Source organism: Acinetobacter brisouisimilis (genome assembly GCF_000368265.1).
Lineage (GTDB): Bacteria > Pseudomonadota > Gammaproteobacteria > Pseudomonadales > Moraxellaceae > Acinetobacter.
Genome location: NZ_KB851219.1, coordinates 2,341,840 through 2,358,831, shown reverse-complemented (window position 1 = coordinate 2,358,831; position 16,992 = coordinate 2,341,840). Strand labels below are relative to the sequence as shown.

Genomic DNA, 16,992 nt, shown 5'->3' with positions numbered 1-16,992 from the left:
GCAAAGCATTTTTATCTATAAAATCCCAGAGAAAACAATGCTAATTTAAGGGCATCCAATGATAAAAAGAGTACAACAGCATGACCACCTTGAACCAAACGGGCTTTGCATCGCAAACCGCCATTCCACTCAAGTTTTTTGAGCATCAGCAAGATGCGCATGTGATTCGTTCCGATGCTGAAGCGATTGCGATTGCGCATGAACTGGCTCAGGAATTTGCTAAAGAAGCCTCGCTACGCGATCAGGAGCGCCGTTTGCCTTTGCAGGAAATTCAGAAATATTCGCAAAGTGGCTTATGGGCCATCAATATTCCCAAAGCTTTTGGTGGTGCTGAGGTCAAATACCGTACCCTTGCAGAAGTGGTCAAAATTATTTCCAGTGTCGATTCATCTTTAGGGCAAATTGCACAGAACCATTGGGCATTTGTCGAGCATTTACGTTTAGATGCTACTCCAGAACAAAAAAAGTTCTTCTTTGAACTGATTTTAAAAGGGATTCGTCTCGGTAATGCCTTTTCGGAAAAGGGCAGTAAAACAGTTGCTGACCTGACCACAAAAATTCATAAAACCGCACAAGGTTATGAAATTAATGGTGAAAAGTTCTTTGCTACAGGTGCATTGCTCGCGCACTGGATTCCGATTGTCGCGGTGGATGAGCAAGGGCGTAGTTATGCAGCGATTGTGCCGCGTGACACCACAGGGGTCGAAATCATCAATGACTGGTCGGGCTTCGGACAACGCACCACGGCCAGTGGTACGGTGCGTTTAAACCATGTATTTGCTCGTGAAGAATACGTGATTCCTGTGCATCAGGCATTTGAACGCCCAACGCCTGCGGGTGCAATTTCACAGTTTATACAGGCTGCGGTGGATGCAGGTATTGCACGTGGTGCGATTGAAGAAACCATTCAGTATGTGCGTCAGTACAGCCGCCCGTGGATTGATTCAGGTCTGGAAAAGGCCACAGATGATCCCTACACCATTGCCAATATCGGTGATTTGAAAATCAAGTTGCGTGCCGCTGAAGCAGTGCTGGACTTGGCAGGCGATGCGATTGATGTCGCGATTACCGATACGACTGAAGCGCATGTTGCCGAAGCGACCTTGCTGGTGGCTGAAGCGAAAGTCCTCACAACAGAAGTTGCACTATTGGCAACCAATAAATTGTTTGAGTTATCGGGGACACGCTCGACTTTGTCTGAGCTGAATCTTGACCGTCACTGGCGCAATGCACGAACTCATACCTTGCATGATCCTGTACGCTGGAAGTTGCATCTGGTCGGCAATTATTATTTAAATGGTGTAGAGTTGCCACGCCATCCGTGGAGCTAAGGGTTAAATCGAGTCATCTCAGTCAGTAAAGAAATTGACAGGCATTCGCCCCAACAGGCGGCTGCTTTGTCGGTAAATACGCTATCTGCTTCATGTAAGCATTTGCTGACAATGATTCAGGCGATTTGCCAGTAGGCAGTCATGTGGAATTTGCTATGATGAAGTCATCAGGAACAGGAAGTTCCAGAACATAAAACAAAAACGATAAGTTCAAGCATCAGGACGTGAGGTACGACAGGAGTTATACCTAGTAATCAAATACGAAAGACCTCAACAGGATGTTGGGGTCTTTTATTTTGTGCTTTAGGCGTTATTTACGCATGTGTTATGTCAAATGTGTAACTCGTTTTTCAAGTTGACATAGGGCATACATCTTCATAGATTCGCCACAAATTTTTTATGGTGGAGTCCTTCAGTGGGTATAAGCTTGAGTAGTTGCTTGGAAGATTTATCCGAACAACTGTCAGCACACGGGACTTCATAACATTTCGTTCTGATCTCTCGTTGTTCTGCGAGAGGTCGTCAATATGCCTCATCTACATTGATTGATAGTTGATTAATTGTGTTTTTTCATGAAACTGCATTACTTCTATTTCACAATGCATTTCGGATAACACAAGTTAAAGATTTATTGCGCCTGCTTATTGGGTTTCTCATATAAGAGGATTGTAGATATGTATCTATATGATCTGAATAACCTATTTAGAAGATCATTACATGATGTGTCTCATGTGATGTTGATTTTTCATTTTTTAGGCAAAGTAATGGTTCCTATTCCCCAGCGCAAGATCAGTTTTTGATTTGTTAACGCACGATACAAAGCTTTGTGCTTTTCATCGTGTATGAACTGATTTTTCTCCATGAATTTTACTCAAAATTCATATTTTGGAGCTCGCCATGCGCACATTTTTTCTCAAACAACTGTTTCTGAGTTTTTTAAAAGTACGTCACTTTGGGCGACATTTTCAGCGCGTTATTAGTCTGGAACATGTGACTCGTGCAAACAAAACACAATCATTTCCACCAGAGCTTACCAAAACGCTTGTTCAGTCGGCACGACATACACCTGAGCAGCTCTACCAAGAACTCAATACCAGTCTTGCAGGCCTAGATCAAAATCAGGTCGAACAACGTCAACAACAATATGGTTTAAATGAAATTCAGCAAGAAAAGCCTTTAAGCTGGTGGGTGCATTTATGGTTTTGCTACCGTAATCCATTCAGCTTATTACTGACATTACTGGCATTGGTTTCCTTTTTTACCCATGACATGCAGGGTACGCTGGTAATTGGAACCATGGTTCTGATTGCAACCATTTTACGTTTTTGGCAAGAGCAAAAATCCAATCAGGCTGCTGAAGCATTAAAAGCCATGGTCACCAATACCGCAACGGTGATTCGTCAATCTTCAGGCTCACAACAACAGATTAATCCAGCCACGTTAAATGTGCAGACCAGCCAAGAAGTTGCCATTCAAAGCCTAGTACCTGGCGATATTATTTTACTTTCTGCGGGTGATATGATTCCTGCGGATTGTCGGGTTCTGGTGGCTAAAGATTTATTTGTTGCGCAGGCTGCGATGACAGGAGAATCTTTGCCTGTTGAAAAATATGCCATTCAAAAAGATCAAGATGCAATTAACCCGCTGGATCTAGAAAACATTTTGTTTATGGGAACCAATGTGGTGTCAGGTTCAGCAACTGCAGTGGTACTGAATACGGGTGGTCAAACTTATTTTGGCGCATTGGCAAAACGCGTTACGGCTAGTGAGCAGGTCACGACATCATTTCAGTTGGGGGTGAACAAAGTCAGTTGGTTGCTGATTCGTTTTATGGCCGTGATGGTACCGATTGTTTTATTTATTAATGGTTTTACCAAAGGGGATTGGACGGAGGCCTTATTATTTGCGCTTTCAGTTGCTGTCGGACTCACACCCGAAATGCTGCCGATGATTGTCACATCAACACTGGCAAAGGGTGCGGTGTTTCTGTCGCGTAAAAAAGTGATTGTAAAGCGTTTGGATGCGGTGCAAAACTTTGGTGCCATGGATGTGCTGTGTACGGATAAAACCGGTACATTGACGCAGGATAAAATCATTTTAGCAAAGCATGTGGATATTTGGGGTAATCCATCCAAAAAAGTCCTGGAGCTTGCCTGTCTAAATAGTTATTTTCAAACTGGGCTAAAAAACTTACTCGATGTTGCCGTGCTAGAACATGGTGAAAGTCATTTAATAGTTTTTGATTTACAGACATTCAAAAAAGTCGATGAAATCCCGTTTGACTTTAACCGCCGTCGAATGTCAGTTGTGGTTGAAGATGCATCACAGCAGCACACCATGATTACCAAAGGAGCTGTAGAAGAAGTTCTGGCAGTATGTCGTTATGTCATGCATGACGATGAAATTATCAGCCTTGATGAAAAGTCGCTTCAGCATATCCACGATGTCAGCGCAGAGTTCAATGCTGAAGGTCTACGCGTTGTGGCAGTCGCAACCAAGGCAGGTTTGAGCCATCATGAATATGGCATTGCCGATGAAAATGATTTGATTCTTGTGGGGTATGTCGCATTTCTTGATCCGCCAAAAGAATCCACAGCGCCTGCGCTTCAGGCACTGTCCGAGCACGGTATTTCGGTTAAGATTTTGACAGGTGACAACGATCTGGTCACCGCCAAAGTTTGTAAAGATGTGGGATTACACGTCAATGTGATCATTCTCGGCAGTGATATCGAGCAAATGGATGATGCCGCTTTGGCTCAGGTGGTTGAGCAATATAATGTTTTTGCCAAACTGACACCTGCTCACAAAGAACGCATTGTACGGATCTTAAAACATAACGGGCATGTGATTGGCTTCATGGGTGATGGCATTAATGATGCCCCTGCCTTACGTAGTGCAGATATCGGTATTTCTGTTGATACAGCCGTCGATATTGCCAAAGAAGCTGCAGATATTATTCTGCTTGAAAAGAGCTTGATGGTTCTGGAACAGGGAGTTTTAGAAGGTCGCCGTACTTTCTCAAACATGTTGAAATATATCAAAATGACTGCAAGTTCAAATTTTGGCAATGTTTTTTCAGTCTTGATTGCCAGTGCATTTCTTCCGTTTTTGCCGATGCTGCCAATACAATTGCTGATCCAGAACCTTTTATATGATATTTCGCAAATCGCCATTCCGTTTGACCATGTGGATGATGAACTTGTACTCAAACCGCAAACCTGGCAACCTGCTGAAATTGGACGTTTTATGCTGTTTTTTGGCCCAATCAGCTCGATTTTCGATATCGTAACTTTCATCCTCATGTGGTATGTCTTTGGGGCCAATAATATTGCACATCAGACACTGTTTCAGTCTGGCTGGTTCGTGGTTGGGCTATTAACCCAGACCTTAATTGTGCACATGATTCGCACCCCAAAAATTCCATTCTTGCAAAGTCGCGCGGCAATGCCATTGATGATGATGTCATTGATGATTATGGCAATCGGGATTTATTTGCCGATGGGAGGTTTGGCTTCGTATTTTAAATTACAGGCATTGCCACCCCTGTATTTTGTATTTTTACCCTGCATCTTGATTGCTTACATGGTACTGATACAACTGATGAAACGTTTCTATTTCCGCCGCTATGGTTGGCAGTAATCAAGGAATTGTTCAGATAAAAACCATATCGATGAGGCTTTTTGCTTGACTCGAGTATCAGCCGATAACCATATTGGGTTTATGCAGAATGATGCTTTTTTGAGTGAAAATATCGGTAATGGGTAGTCGATTTACAAACCGATGTTCTTGTTGTGATCGGTGCTGTGAGTTTTGTCGATATGGCTTTATCGTTTAAATGGACATGCTGCTACAGTTCGCGTAGTTCCCCGAATTGATTATCAAAAATAGCTGAGCTGAATATGAATAACAGCTGAAACAGAATTGCTGTATTGCGTTGTAAATGCAAAGGATATCGTTTTTTAACATATCTTAAAAAACGATAAATTTGCCCGTTTTTATTATTTTACGCTGCACACACAAATGTGGATAAATAAACCTCAATAGATTTATATTTCAATTCAGGTTTATGTCCATGTCCACCACTTCAAATGCAGTCAAACCCTTAAATATTGTCGCTGTTTCAGGCGGCTTAAATAACCCCTCTAAAACCGAAGCACTGGTTCAGGAAATTATTCATGAACTCGGTCAGGCAACCCCAATCAATGTGCATTTTATCAAGTTCAGCGAAATCGGGTCATTATTGGGTGGTGCGATTTATCGTCATCAATTGCCACAGCGCGTACAAGATGATTTGGCAGCAGTTGAAGCTGCAGATGCCTTAATTGTGGGCACGCCTGTGTACCGTGCTTCATTTACTGGATTATTTAAACATTTCTTTGATTTTGTTGAACAAACTGCTTTGGTCGACGTGCCAGTTTTGTTGGCCGCTTCAGGTGGCAGCGACCGCCATGCCTTGGTGCTTGAGCATCAGTTACGCCCACTGTTCAGTTTCTTTCAGGCGCAGACTTTGCCAATTGGTGTTTATGCCACTGACCGTGATTTTACCCCTGAATACACCATTCAAAGCGCAGCCTTGCGTGATCGCATTATCTTGGCGGTTGCACGTGCCTTACCGATTTTAGAGTGGGCACCTGCCAAAGGTCAGCGTGCGGAAGTGGTGAAAGCTAAAACAGTTCAAGCCAACCAAAACTTGGGCATTAACCGACAAATTGAACAAGAAGAAGTCTTGCCTTCGGCCGCTGTGCCTGACTTGCAAGCCGCAGAATCCCGTTTACAACATAAAACAGGCAAGACCTCAATTCAGGCCGATGTTGCATAAACCACATTAGTTTCCCTAGGAGAATAAAAATATGGCGCAATCACAACAACAACTTCAGTTTGCTTACTGGGTACCCAATGTTAGCGGTGGTCTGGTGGTGAGTAATATTGAACAACGTACCGAATGGAACATTGATTACAACAAGAAACTGGCACAAACCGCAGAAAAAAATGGCTTTAGCTATGCACTGTCACAAATCCGTTTTACTGCGGGTTATGGCGCGGAAAATCAACATGAGTCTGTTTCGTTTAGCCACGCAATTTTGGCAGCAACAGAAAAGCTCAAGGTGATTGCTGCGATTTTACCAGGGCCGTGGAAACCTGCACTGGCAGCCAAGCAACTGGCGACCATTGATTATTTAACTCAAGGGCGAATTGCGATTAATGTGGTGAGTGGTTGGTTTAAAGGTGAGTTCGACGCGATTGGAGAAGAATGGCCTGATCATGACCAGCGTTATGCACGTTCAGAAGAGTTTATTCGCAGTCTGAAAGGTATTTGGACCACTGACAATTTTTCATTTGATGGCAAGTATTATCAGTTTAAAGACTACACTTTAAAGCCAAAACCTGTGCAGCAGCCACACCCTGAAATTTTCCAAGGTGGAACATCACGTGCAGCACGGGATATGGCATCACGCGTCTCGGACTGGTATTTTGCCAATGGCAACACGGTTGAAGGAATTCGTGAACAGATCGAAGATTTGCGAGCGAAAGCCAAGCAGAATCAGCATCAGGTCAAAGTCGGTCTAAACGCCTTTATTATCGCGCGGGATACCGAAGAAGAAGCGCAAGCAGTGTTGCAAGAGATTATTGCCAATGCCAACCCTGAAGCAGTGAATGCCTTTGCTGATGCCACCCGTCAGGCAGGTGCAGCCAGCCCTGAAGGTGAGGGTAACTGGGCAAAGTCTAGCTTTGAAGATCTGGTGCAATATAACGATGGCTTTAAAACCAATCTGATCGGTACGCCTGAACAAATCGCAGAGCGTATTGTGGCGTATAAAGCGGCAGGAGTAGATCTGATTTTGGCGGGCTTCCTGCACTTTATTGAAGAAGTTGAATATTTCGGGCAGCGGGTTTTACCGTTAGTGCGAGAATTGGAACAAAAACAACAACAGGCAAAAGAAGTCGCTTAAATTTGGAGAGGTGGGTAATCAATAGGCTTTTTTCATTACTGTTTATACCCTCTTTGTGTTTCTCCCAGAGGGAGAAAGTTAACGGGGGAATGAAAAAAGTCTCAGACGAGTTGAGCAACTGACAGCGCATTTTCGGATGCGCTTTTTTTATGCCTGATTTTAGATATTAATTTTATCTATGTATTAGATAGAAATTTAAGATTATTTTTATAATAAAAGCACTTGTATGATGGTCACTAGATCCATAGCACAGCGCTGATTGTGAACAAACATACGAGAAACGGCACATGATGAATTCGATTGTTTGGCCAGCAGGCTATCTTCCTGGTGAAACCGATAATTTCTGCTCCAATGAAGTGATTGTCAAAGGGCTAAGCGCCGCAGAGGTATGGCCGTATCTGGTGAATGCTTATGAGTGGCCAAGCTACTACGCCAATTCTTCCGATGTTAAACTGCCTGAAGGTGCAAAGCAACTACAAGTCGACATGGTCTTTTTCTTTAAAACCTTTGGCTTTCCTGTCGATGCCCAAGTCCTTGAACTGGTTGCACCGCAAGCAGGCGAGCCTGCACGAATTGCATGGCATGGCTGGGCAGGTGAGGTCGGTACAGCCGAGCGTCTGGATGTGCATCACGCATGGCTCGTTGAAGACTTAGACGCTGGTCGGGTGCGTATCTTGACCCAAGAAACTCAACTGGGGCAGCCTGCAAAACAACTGGCTCAAGCCAAACCGAATCCGATGATCAATGGGCATCAGGACTGGCTAGAGGGCTTGGTAGCTGCTGCCCGTCAGGCAAAAAATGGCTAATGCCTCTCATAGATTGGTGACTTTGCCAGATATGAGGAAATTCTTGAATTTTTCACACAAATACATGATTTAGATTTGAAATTTAGGCGATTTTATCGCGATTTAGAGGTTAGCATGACGGCATTATTTACTCCCTTCCAACTTAAAGATGTGACGCTACGTAACCGTATTGCAGTCCCTCCGATGTGTCAGTACAGTGCAGTCGAGGGCAAGGTCACTGACTGGCATCTGGCACATTACACCAGTATGGCGCGTGGTGGTGCAGGTCTGGTGATTGTTGAAGCGACAGGCGTGTCTCCTGAGGGACGAATTACTCCAGCCTGTCTGGGTTTATGGAGCGATGAGCACATTGATGGATTGGCACAGATTGCTCAGGCGATTAAAGCCGCAGGGGCCGTGCCAGGTATTCAGATTGCGCATGCAGGACGTAAAGCCAGCGCTAACCGCCCGTGGGAAGGCGATGACCATATTGCTGCTGATGACCCACGCGGTTGGCAGCCAATTGGGGCATCGGCGATTGCCTATGGTGAAAACTTGCCACGTGTACCACAGGAAATGAGTCTTGCCGATATTCAACGGGTTCAGGCAGATTTTGCTGCTGCTGCGCGCCGTGCAAAGCAGGCAGGTTTTGAATGGTTAGAACTACATTTTGCGCATGGTTATTTGGCGCAAAGCTTTTTCTCCAAGCATAGCAACCTGCGCCAAGACCAGTATGGCGGTGACTTTGCAGGGCGAAGCCGCTTTTTGCGTGAAACCTTTGCAGCGGTACGTGAAGTTTGGCCAGAGCACTTAGCATTGACCGCGCGCTTTGGCGTGATTGAGTACGATGGTAATGACGAAGAAACCTTGAGCGAGTCAATTGAACTGGTCAAACAGTTGCGTACTGATGGGCTGGATTTACTCAATGTCAGTGTTAATTTTAATATCCCTCAAGCCCGAGTGCCATGGGCAGAATCTGCATTTTTAGCCCCAGTTTCTGAGCGTGTACGCCGTGAAGCCAACTTGCCTGTGGCTGCTTCGTGGGGGCTAGACAAACCTGAACTGGCCAACCGTTTAGTGGAACAGCAGCAAATGGATTTGGTGATGATCGGGCGTGCGTTCTTGGCAAATCCGCACTATCCGTTGCAAGCTGCCAAAGCGTTGCAACTGGAAAAACCGACGTGGGTGTTGCCTGCACCGTATGCACACTGGTTAGAGCGTTATTAATCGTAAAGTGATACTCACGGAAAAAGTCAGCCTTGTATTAATGCCAGTCAGCTAAACCGTTGACTGGCAATTTTTAAACTTATGAGGATATCTGACTCGTGGAAATGTCATCTGCAACTGTTTGAGGCAGGACTACATTAAAAAATGCTTGTTTCTGCGAAAAATTCGATTATTTGCTGATGGTGGACGAGTTTTGTGGATGACAAGTGGTTTTGCCTACTTTTGCCGAAATAAAAGTAGTGATGAGCTCCAGAAAACTGATTTAAAAAGATAAGACGCTATTGTGAATTTATAAAATTTAAAGCTTTGATTATTAAATTCCTTAACTGATGGATATTAAGCCTTGTGCTGACTTTTTTCATGCTGTGACCAGCGGAGTGTAGAGCGCACAATTTTGTGCAAAATGTTCTTCATTCTGGCAGATTTCTAACATCAGTTGACGTAACCAGCGGTGGCGTGGGTCATGTTCGGTACGTTCATGCCACAGCGCAATTTTACTAAAACTTGGAATCTCCAGTGGCGGTGGCACAATCGCTAAATCTTTGCGTTTACACACCAGACGTTTCGGTACAGTCGCAACTAGATCGCTATTTTGCAAAATCTCAGGCAGCAATAAAAAACTCGATGCTGACAGCGTGACGCGGCGTTGTCGACCCAGTTGTTGCAATTGTTGATCGGTAATCCCTGAGAAACTGCCTTGAAAGGAGACTAAGGCATGATCCAACTCACAAAAATGATCTAAGGTTAGGTGCTGTTGCAACGCGGGATGTCCCAAACGCATCACGCTGACATAACATTCATCAAACAGATGCAGATAATGCAACTCATTGCCACAGCTATGCTCAAAAGTAGACAGCGCCAAATCAATTTCACCCTGTTCCAGGCGCTGCGCTTCTTTGTCGGTTGAAGGTAGCAAAGCGATTTGGACATGCGGCGCTCGTTGTTTGAGTGCTGCCAAAAATGGCACTAAAATGACCTGATGGGCATAGTCCGTGGCGGCTATACGTACCGTAAATTCAGCTGTGGCAGGGTTAAACTCTAGCGGTTGCAGCAGCAAATCAATCTGCCCCAAAATCTGTTTGATCGGGCAGATCAGCTCCAAAGCGCGCGGTGTAGGTACAATGCCGCGCTGCGAACGGACAAATAATGGATCATCAAAACTGTCACGTAAGCGTGCCAAAATACTGCTCATGGCAGGTTGGGTAATAAACAGGCGTTCTGCGGCGCGGGTCACGCTACGTTCTTCCAGTAAAATATCCATGGCCTTAAGCAGGTTAAAGTCAAGATGACGCAAGTTTTTGACCATCATTTCTCCCAATTTGGCAATCTGGCGCTGATTGCCCAAGTGTTGCTCTGGCAACAGTAATTCAACATAGCGCTGTCCAATCAACAGTAACTAAAAATAAAATTCAAACAAAATCAATTGATTAAAGTTGGCACAACATCTGCAAGAGTCATGTTAAACCGATAAAATGAGAATGATCACATGACCAGTTTAACTGCATTACAACAAGATTTATCGCTTGGTACCGATTATGAGGTATTGGCACAGCGCTTTCGCCCAATTTTTCAGAAAATTGCCGAGACCGCCTTGCAACGCGAGCAACAACGAGAACTGCCGTATGAACCGATTCAATGGTTAAAACAGGCAGGCTTTGGCGCGGTACGTGTGCCTGTAGAGTATGGCGGTGCAGGCGCCTCAGTCCCCCAATTGTTCCAACTCCTGATCGAACTGGCAAGCGCTGACTCCAATGTACCACAGGCCTTGCGCGGGCATTTTGCCTTTGTCGAAGATCGCCTCAATGCGCACCGCGATCATAGCCAAGCCCACTGGTTTGAACGTTTTGTGGCAGGTGAATTGGTCGGCAATGCATGGACAGAAGTGGGCGATGTCAAAATTGGTGAAGTGATTACCCGTTTATACCAAGATGATGCTGGACGCTGGACAGTCAGTGGCAAAAAATACTACACCACGGGCAGTATTTTTGCGGACTGGTTCGACCTGTTTGCCCAGATTGATGCCACCAAGCAGAACGTGATTGCGGCGGTGCGCACCTCACATCCGAATGTCACAATTGAAGATGACTGGGATGGTTTTGGCCAGCGTACTACAGGCAGCGGTACGGCGACTTTGCATGAGGTCGAGGTTGATCCAGAAAACATTATTGATTTTGATAGCCGCTTTAAGTACCAAACTGCGTTCTATCAACTGGTCTTGCTCAGTGTCTTGGCAGGCACCGCCCATGCCGCAGTTGCCGAGTTTAGCCGTCAGGTGAAGGCACGTACCCGTGTCTTTAGTCATGGCAATGCTGATCGGGTCGATCAGGACGCGCAAGTATTGCAAGTGATTGGGCTGGCATCGGCACAAGCCTATGCCGCAGAAGCTACTGCCATTCGTGCCGCAGAAGCTGCACAGCGTGCTTATGAAGCGCACTTTGCCCATGCCGATCAACGTGAGGCTTTGGAGCAACAGGCAAATATTGCCGCTGAACTGGAGTCAGCACAAGCGCAGGTTGCAATTGCACCACTGGTACTGCAACTGACCAGTGATCTGTTTAACGCACTGGGTGCCTCAGCCACCAGTAGCCAAAAAAGTCTGGATCGCTTCTGGCGCAATGCCCGCACCGCAGCATCACATAACCCACTGATTTTTAAACAACGTATTATCGGGGATTATGCTGTCAATGGCACAGAACCTATCTATGTCTGGCAGATTGGTGGGGGCAGTAAACAGCAATAAACGCTGTGACAGGATCAGTCATTTGGCTGATCCTGTTTTTAGTCACGGGAATTAAAAAAATGCCGATTTGGTAAAAACCGACTGAAGCATTTAAAAATAAATCAGGAAGATGAGCCTTAACATTTTGACTTCTGTTTTAGAATTCATCTGCGATGTCTTGTGCTTCGATTGAACTATATTTTAATTGGGTTCAGGTTTGACCTGAGGGGCATCGCTGCACAAGGGCAACCCACTTGCGCAGCGCATTGCAAAACTCGCTCAAGATCATCTTTTGCTAAAAATCTAAAAATAGCATCTTAAAAATATTGTTCTGGCTCAAACCGTTGTAGATGATATTTTCATTTCTCCAATTTTTGAGAATATCGTGATCTCACTCAGCTTAACTATAAAAACTTGGCTGAGGAAACTCGGCATTGAGCGCCCATTCTCCCAGTTCCTTGATTTTATAATCCACAGGGTCATGTAGCGTTTGCGTGCGCACATTACGCCAGAAACGGTCGAGACGTAGCGCCGCCTGAGTGGCGCGTGCGCCTGTCACTTCAAACATACGATTGCTAATATCCAGACTGACGCGGCTCGCTGCTACTTTCGCGGTAGCAACCGCAATCGCCACTTGTCCACGTTGCTCAGCGGTCAGAGCTTCACCAATCTGCCATGCGTGCTGTAACTGTAAAATCGCCTGCTGGTTTAACGCACGCACCGACTCCAGTTGTAACCAGAACTCGCCATAATGTCGCAAGATATACGGGTCTTGGTCAGCGCGTTCCACCCCAGACAAAAACCATGCTCGGCTTTGCGCTTGGGTGTATTGTTTGGCTTCGGCAAAAGCTCCTTCGGCAACGCCCAAAAACATATTGACAAAAGTCAGTTGGGCAATCAAAGGGCGCAGGCAAGCAAATGGTGTACTGAGTGGGCCAGGTTCGAGTAGTAGCTCATGTTGCTCAACGCGTACATGGCGAAAAGTGGCACTGCCACTGTCGGTTTGGCGTTGCCCCATATTGTCCCAGTCATGATGCAGTTCAATGCCTTCGCGTGCCGTTGGAATCGCAGCAAGCAACAGTTTCCCTGAGCCTTGATCAATCCCTGATGCCACCAGCATGTCGGAATCAATGGCACCTGAGCAGAAGCTTTTTTGCCCTGAAAATAAATAGATCCCATCCTGCTGATGCACCACGGTACGTTGATCTAGCGGGTTTAGGGTATTGCCCCAAAACAGTTGTTGGCTTGCAGTCTGTTGAAACCAGTTTTGCCATTGTTCAGCGCGGGCAAATAGTCGCACCGTTGCCAACAATAAATGATGAAAACCAAAGACATGTGCTAGTGAGTTATCCACCTGTGCCAAAATCCGCACGCTGTTCATGACATCGAACCAGTTACCATCTAATCCGCCCAAATTTTTCGGAATCGACAGTGCCAGCAAGCCACTTTCACGAATCAGTTGGCGCTGTACCAACGGTGAGCCGCCGTCACGGTCACGTTGTACCGCCGTTTCCGCAAAAGCATCGGCAAGGTGTTGGGTTTGTTGTTGTATTTCAGGGTTAAGTAGCGTAGAAAAATCGGGCAGGTTGATCGACATGATTTAATTCCATACAGCCAAGCAGGGCATCCGTGTGATTGCTTACCATAAAGGGCTTAGGGCGAGCAGGCAAGTTGCTTTTTTAAGCAATGCACTGACTTGGTTGGGTCAATAGTAAAAGTACTGGGTATTACAAAGAGCATGCCAAATAAAAATAAATTAATTTTCAACGGTTTGTGTTTTCTTGAATTAAGAAATAGTGTTGCTTAGACAACAGTTACTGTGACCGTGTTGCTAATGCAACAGATACGTTATCTGTAAAAAGAATAAAGATTCAAAAAATTATGATTGGATGTGATTTATCTGCCTCACTTAAAGTAAGGCTTTGATTGTCCAGTGCCTGTTTGGAGTTACCATGTCTGTTGTCAAACATCCTCATTCCCGTGAATTGCTGCATTCTGTGCGAGCAAGTGCGATGGTGTTTGAAGATCCGCAGTCACAACAATTGCTGGATTATGTTCAGGCGATTGCACCGAGTCAGGCGACTGTGCTGATTATGGGCGAAACAGGCACAGGTAAGGAGTTGATTGCACGGCAGATTCATGAGCTGAGTGAGCGCCGTGATCAGGCTTTTATTGCGGTGAATTGTGGGGCATTTTCGGAAAGTCTGGCGGAAAGCGAGCTGTTTGGACATGAAAAAGGCGCATTTACAGGCGCACATGAAGCGCGGGCAGGCTGGTTCGAAGCAGCGCATGGCGGCACGATTTTTCTGGACGAAATTGGTGATTTGTCTTTAGCCATACAGGTCAAGTTACTGCGCGTGCTGCAAGAAAATCAGGTGGTGCGTTTGGGTTCACGGCAAACCAGACAGGTGAGTTTGCGCGTAATTGCCGCCACCAATGTTGATCTGCAACAGGCTGTAGCTGCGGGTAAGTTCCGTGAAGATTTGTACTATCGGCTGAATGTTGCCAGTGTACGGCTGAAGCCGCTACGCCAGCGTCAGGGCGATATTTTGCCTTTGGCACAGCATTTTATTCAGGACTATTGTCAGCAACTTAACTATGCAACTGCGCAGTTGAGTCAGGCAGCACAGACAGCGTTACTGACGTATGCATGGCCTGGCAATATTCGCGAACTGGAAAATGCCATTCATCGGGCGTTGTTGGTGTGTCGGCAGGCATTGATTCAACCTGAAGATTTGCAACTGAGTGGTTGCCCACAAGCATCGGGATTGGTCAGCCATTTGCCAACCACATCCACCTTGCAGCAAGTTTTATTGCACTGGTTTGAACAGGGACTGGACAATCTGGATGAGCAGCTCGAAGCCGAGATTACCCAAGCTGCCTATGCTTATTGTCATAAAAATCAGATGCATACCGCGAAGTTATTGGGCATCAGCCGTAATATTGTTCGGGCACGCCTACTTAAACATGGTTTACTCAAACCGAGTGAGCGCCGCCGTGAACAGCAACAAAAAAGCCTGCCGAGCGTTGCTGCGCGGGTGTATTCATGACACTGCACAGCAATCGACTTGAGCCTAAATGATACATGCCTGACTAATGCGCTGAATTTGGGCTTCACTTAATCCCAACTGATCCCACTGGTTCATCTGATTGGTGAGCCAGACAAAATCTGAGAGTTTGGGTGCTGCCGAATGGGTCACATAGTTCTGAATAATATGCACAATGGCATGATAACGCTTGACGTGGGTATCGGGTGAGCAAGGGAACTGTATGATTTCATAATGAATCAGCATTTGCCACAGCTCGGCAAAATTTTGCAGTTGCTGAATGTCTTGCTGCGCCAACCGTAACGCTGTACCCAACGCCAGCAAGGCTTCAGGGTGGCGTTTTGCCCATTCTTCGGTCACTGCCAGAACCTTGTCGGCAACGTCAGGCACAATATCCAGTCCAGATGCAACAATCTGGCTTTTACCCAAGATTTCACCTTGGGTATTCCACGGTTCACCCACACAAAAACCGTCAATCAGACCCGTGGAGATTGCTTCGACCATGTAGGGCGGTGGCAGGGTTAGTAATTTAATTTCCTTGGCGAGATGGCTGTCGGCAAGCGCCAGCCATTCGCGTAAACAATAATGATGCAGTGAGTGCCCAAACACTTGCGCCAGACGAATCTGACGTTCGGGTAAAATCGTGGCCAGTTTATGGGCAGTCTGGCTGGCAGAGTCCTGAGCATTGATGCCCAGTTCATAGCACAGCTTCTGGCTCAGGCTGATGAATGTTGCATTTTGACTGAGAACCAGCGAGGTTTTAAAAGGAATTCCGACCTGATCCGTGCCTGCCTGTGCCGCAGGCAACATGGCTGATAGGCAGTGCGCGGCATCTAAAATGCCAAATGCCAGTCGGTCACGCAGACTTGCCCACGAAGCTTCCCTGACCAGTGTGACCTCGAGTCCAACCTGCTCAAAAAAACCTTTGTGTTTGGCCCAAAGTATGGCAACCGCATCCAGTAAAGGAATGTAGCCGATGTGCAGATGAGTTTTTTCGATCTTCATGCCGTTAATCCTTAAAAGTCTGGTTGAGCAGTTGCTGCGCCTGAATCAGTTGGCGGGCCAGATCACCCATGGAAATTCGGGCATTCATGGCATTTTTACGCAGCAGGCGAAAGGCTTCTTCTTCAGTGAGCTGTTGCAGTTGCATCATCATGTTTTTGGCTTTTTCAATGTCTTTACGATCAGCCAGACGCAGCTTGGTTTCTTTCAGGTCACTTTCAAGTTGCTGATGTTTTTTATATTGTTCAATGGCAATTTCCAGCACCGTGTCGAGACGTGCAGGGTCGACTCCATCGACAATATAGGCCGTAACTCCTGCCTGAATGGCATGCTTAATCGTGTCACGGTTATTGTTTTTGGTAAACAGTACTGTCGGCAAATTACAGTGATTGACAAAAGCTTCAATAATATCGCGCTGCGGGTGATCCATGTCGAGCAAAATCACATCGGCATACAATGCTTGTAAATCTTGCGGCTGAATGTCTTTAATCAGCAGGCATGCCACTACCTCAAAATCATGTTCAGTCAGGCAGTGCTGCAAATAGCTTGCACGAAATTCATCATCGTCGATCAAGGCGATTTTGAGTTTGGATGTCGACATAGTGGCTAGCTCAAAGGTTGGCTTGACGGGGTAGTGGGCAATTTGATCATGTCCAAGCAAAATCGGTGCCATACGGCTTGATCTTGCCATGCGTTTGGCATCGAATACAACGCTAAAATTTCGAGCCTTGATTACCTAAAAGTGCAAGATATAACGAAAAACTCCAATAAAACAAAATAATAAATAGAATGCGAGCCAGTGCGATGCTGCTGTGCAACCTCACCACTTACGCCTAGATTTAGTGCGTTTTTGTGGTGCAGTGCATAAAGTGTGCAAAAAAAGCACATACAAGCAGTCCATCATAAAAACATAAATTGATCTTTATCTAT

General features: G+C 45.8%; 12 protein-coding genes. 8 read left to right on the top strand and 4 right to left on the bottom strand.

The features are described 5' to 3' along the window. Window positions 1–80 precede the first annotated feature (80 nt). The 6 genes from F975_RS14860 to F975_RS14835 all read left to right on the top strand — a co-directional run bounded on the left by F975_RS14860 (window position 81) and on the right by F975_RS14835 (window position 9,294). Entirely contained in the window at window positions 81–1,331 is a 1,251-nt protein-coding gene (locus F975_RS14860; protein WP_004754787.1) for an SfnB family sulfur acquisition oxidoreductase, read from the top strand. Window positions 1,332–2,228: 897 nt separating this feature from the next. Beyond that, a complete protein-coding gene (mgtA, locus tag F975_RS14855; protein ID WP_004754781.1) occupies window positions 2,229–4,970 on the top strand; it encodes a magnesium-translocating P-type ATPase in 2,742 nt (913 codons plus the stop codon). 433 nt (window positions 4,971–5,403) lie between these two features. Continuing rightward, a complete protein-coding gene (gene msuE, locus F975_RS14850; protein WP_004754779.1) occupies window positions 5,404–6,150 on the top strand; it encodes an FMN reductase in 747 nt (248 codons plus the stop codon). 31 nt (window positions 6,151–6,181) lie between these two features. Next, the gene (gene sfnG, locus F975_RS14845) at window positions 6,182–7,282 is read left to right on the top strand and encodes a dimethylsulfone monooxygenase SfnG (RefSeq protein WP_004754778.1); all 1,101 of its coding nucleotides are present in this window, start codon (window positions 6,182–6,184) and stop codon (window positions 7,280–7,282) included. Between the two features lie 287 nt (window positions 7,283–7,569). Next, complete coding sequence (locus F975_RS14840; RefSeq protein WP_004754777.1) at window positions 7,570–8,088, top strand: SRPBCC family protein; 519 nt, start codon at window positions 7,570–7,572, stop codon at window positions 8,086–8,088. Between the two features lie 114 nt (window positions 8,089–8,202). Beyond that, window positions 8,203–9,294, top strand: a complete 1,092-nt coding sequence (locus F975_RS14835) for an NADH:flavin oxidoreductase/NADH oxidase (protein WP_004754775.1) — start codon at window positions 8,203–8,205, stop codon at window positions 9,292–9,294. Window positions 9,295–9,652: 358 nt separating this feature from the next. On the opposite strand, the gene F975_RS14830 is transcribed toward F975_RS14835, so the two are convergent. Continuing rightward, window positions 9,653–10,684: a LysR family transcriptional regulator gene (locus F975_RS14830; RefSeq protein ID WP_228127426.1), complete on the bottom strand. Its 1,032-nt coding sequence runs from the start codon at window positions 10,682–10,684 to the stop codon at window positions 9,653–9,655. A gap of 96 nt (window positions 10,685–10,780) precedes the next feature. Between F975_RS14830 and F975_RS14825 the strand changes: the two genes are divergently transcribed. Beyond that, on the top strand, window positions 10,781–12,034 hold the full coding sequence (locus tag F975_RS14825) for an acyl-CoA dehydrogenase family protein (RefSeq protein ID WP_004754772.1): 1,254 nt from the start codon (window positions 10,781–10,783) through the stop codon (window positions 12,032–12,034). A gap of 379 nt (window positions 12,035–12,413) precedes the next feature. On the opposite strand, the gene F975_RS14820 is transcribed toward F975_RS14825, so the two are convergent. Then, the gene (locus F975_RS14820) at window positions 12,414–13,610 is read right to left on the bottom strand and encodes an acyl-CoA dehydrogenase family protein (RefSeq protein WP_004754770.1); all 1,197 of its coding nucleotides are present in this window, start codon (window positions 13,608–13,610) and stop codon (window positions 12,414–12,416) included. A gap of 355 nt (window positions 13,611–13,965) precedes the next feature. Here F975_RS14820 and F975_RS14815 point away from each other — a divergent pair, with 355 nt between their 5' ends. Further along, window positions 13,966–15,063: a sigma-54 interaction domain-containing protein gene (locus tag F975_RS14815; RefSeq protein WP_004754769.1), complete on the top strand. Its 1,098-nt coding sequence runs from the start codon at window positions 13,966–13,968 to the stop codon at window positions 15,061–15,063. A gap of 24 nt (window positions 15,064–15,087) precedes the next feature. Here F975_RS14815 and F975_RS14810 read toward each other — a convergent pair whose 3' ends face one another. Next, window positions 15,088–16,065, bottom strand: a complete 978-nt coding sequence (locus F975_RS14810) for an ABC transporter substrate-binding protein (protein WP_004754760.1) — start codon at window positions 16,063–16,065, stop codon at window positions 15,088–15,090. A 4-nt stretch (window positions 16,066–16,069) separates the two neighbouring features. Then, on the bottom strand, window positions 16,070–16,663 hold the full coding sequence (locus F975_RS14805; RefSeq protein ID WP_034426382.1) for an ANTAR domain-containing response regulator: 594 nt from the start codon (window positions 16,661–16,663) through the stop codon (window positions 16,070–16,072). Window positions 16,664–16,992: the final 329 nt, after the last annotated feature.

Coding starts and splice junctions, on each gene's coding strand:
- F975_RS14815 (WP_004754769.1), top strand. CDS start 13,966: ATGTCTGTTGTCAAACATCCTCATTCCCGTGAATTGCTGCATTCTGTG.
- F975_RS14820 (WP_004754770.1), bottom strand. CDS start 13,610: ATGTCGATCAACCTGCCCGATTTTTCTACGCTACTTAACCCTGAAATA.
- F975_RS14825 (WP_004754772.1), top strand. CDS start 10,781: ATGACCAGTTTAACTGCATTACAACAAGATTTATCGCTTGGTACCGAT.
- F975_RS14860 (WP_004754787.1), top strand. CDS start 81: ATGACCACCTTGAACCAAACGGGCTTTGCATCGCAAACCGCCATTCCA.
- F975_RS14840 (WP_004754777.1), top strand. CDS start 7,570: ATGATGAATTCGATTGTTTGGCCAGCAGGCTATCTTCCTGGTGAAACC.
- F975_RS14835 (WP_004754775.1), top strand. CDS start 8,203: ATGACGGCATTATTTACTCCCTTCCAACTTAAAGATGTGACGCTACGT.
- mgtA (WP_004754781.1), top strand. CDS start 2,229: ATGCGCACATTTTTTCTCAAACAACTGTTTCTGAGTTTTTTAAAAGTA.
- sfnG (WP_004754778.1), top strand. CDS start 6,182: ATGGCGCAATCACAACAACAACTTCAGTTTGCTTACTGGGTACCCAAT.
- F975_RS14810 (WP_004754760.1), bottom strand. CDS start 16,065: ATGAAGATCGAAAAAACTCATCTGCACATCGGCTACATTCCTTTACTG.
- msuE (WP_004754779.1), top strand. CDS start 5,404: ATGTCCACCACTTCAAATGCAGTCAAACCCTTAAATATTGTCGCTGTT.
- F975_RS14805 (WP_034426382.1), bottom strand. CDS start 16,663: ATGTCGACATCCAAACTCAAAATCGCCTTGATCGACGATGATGAATTT.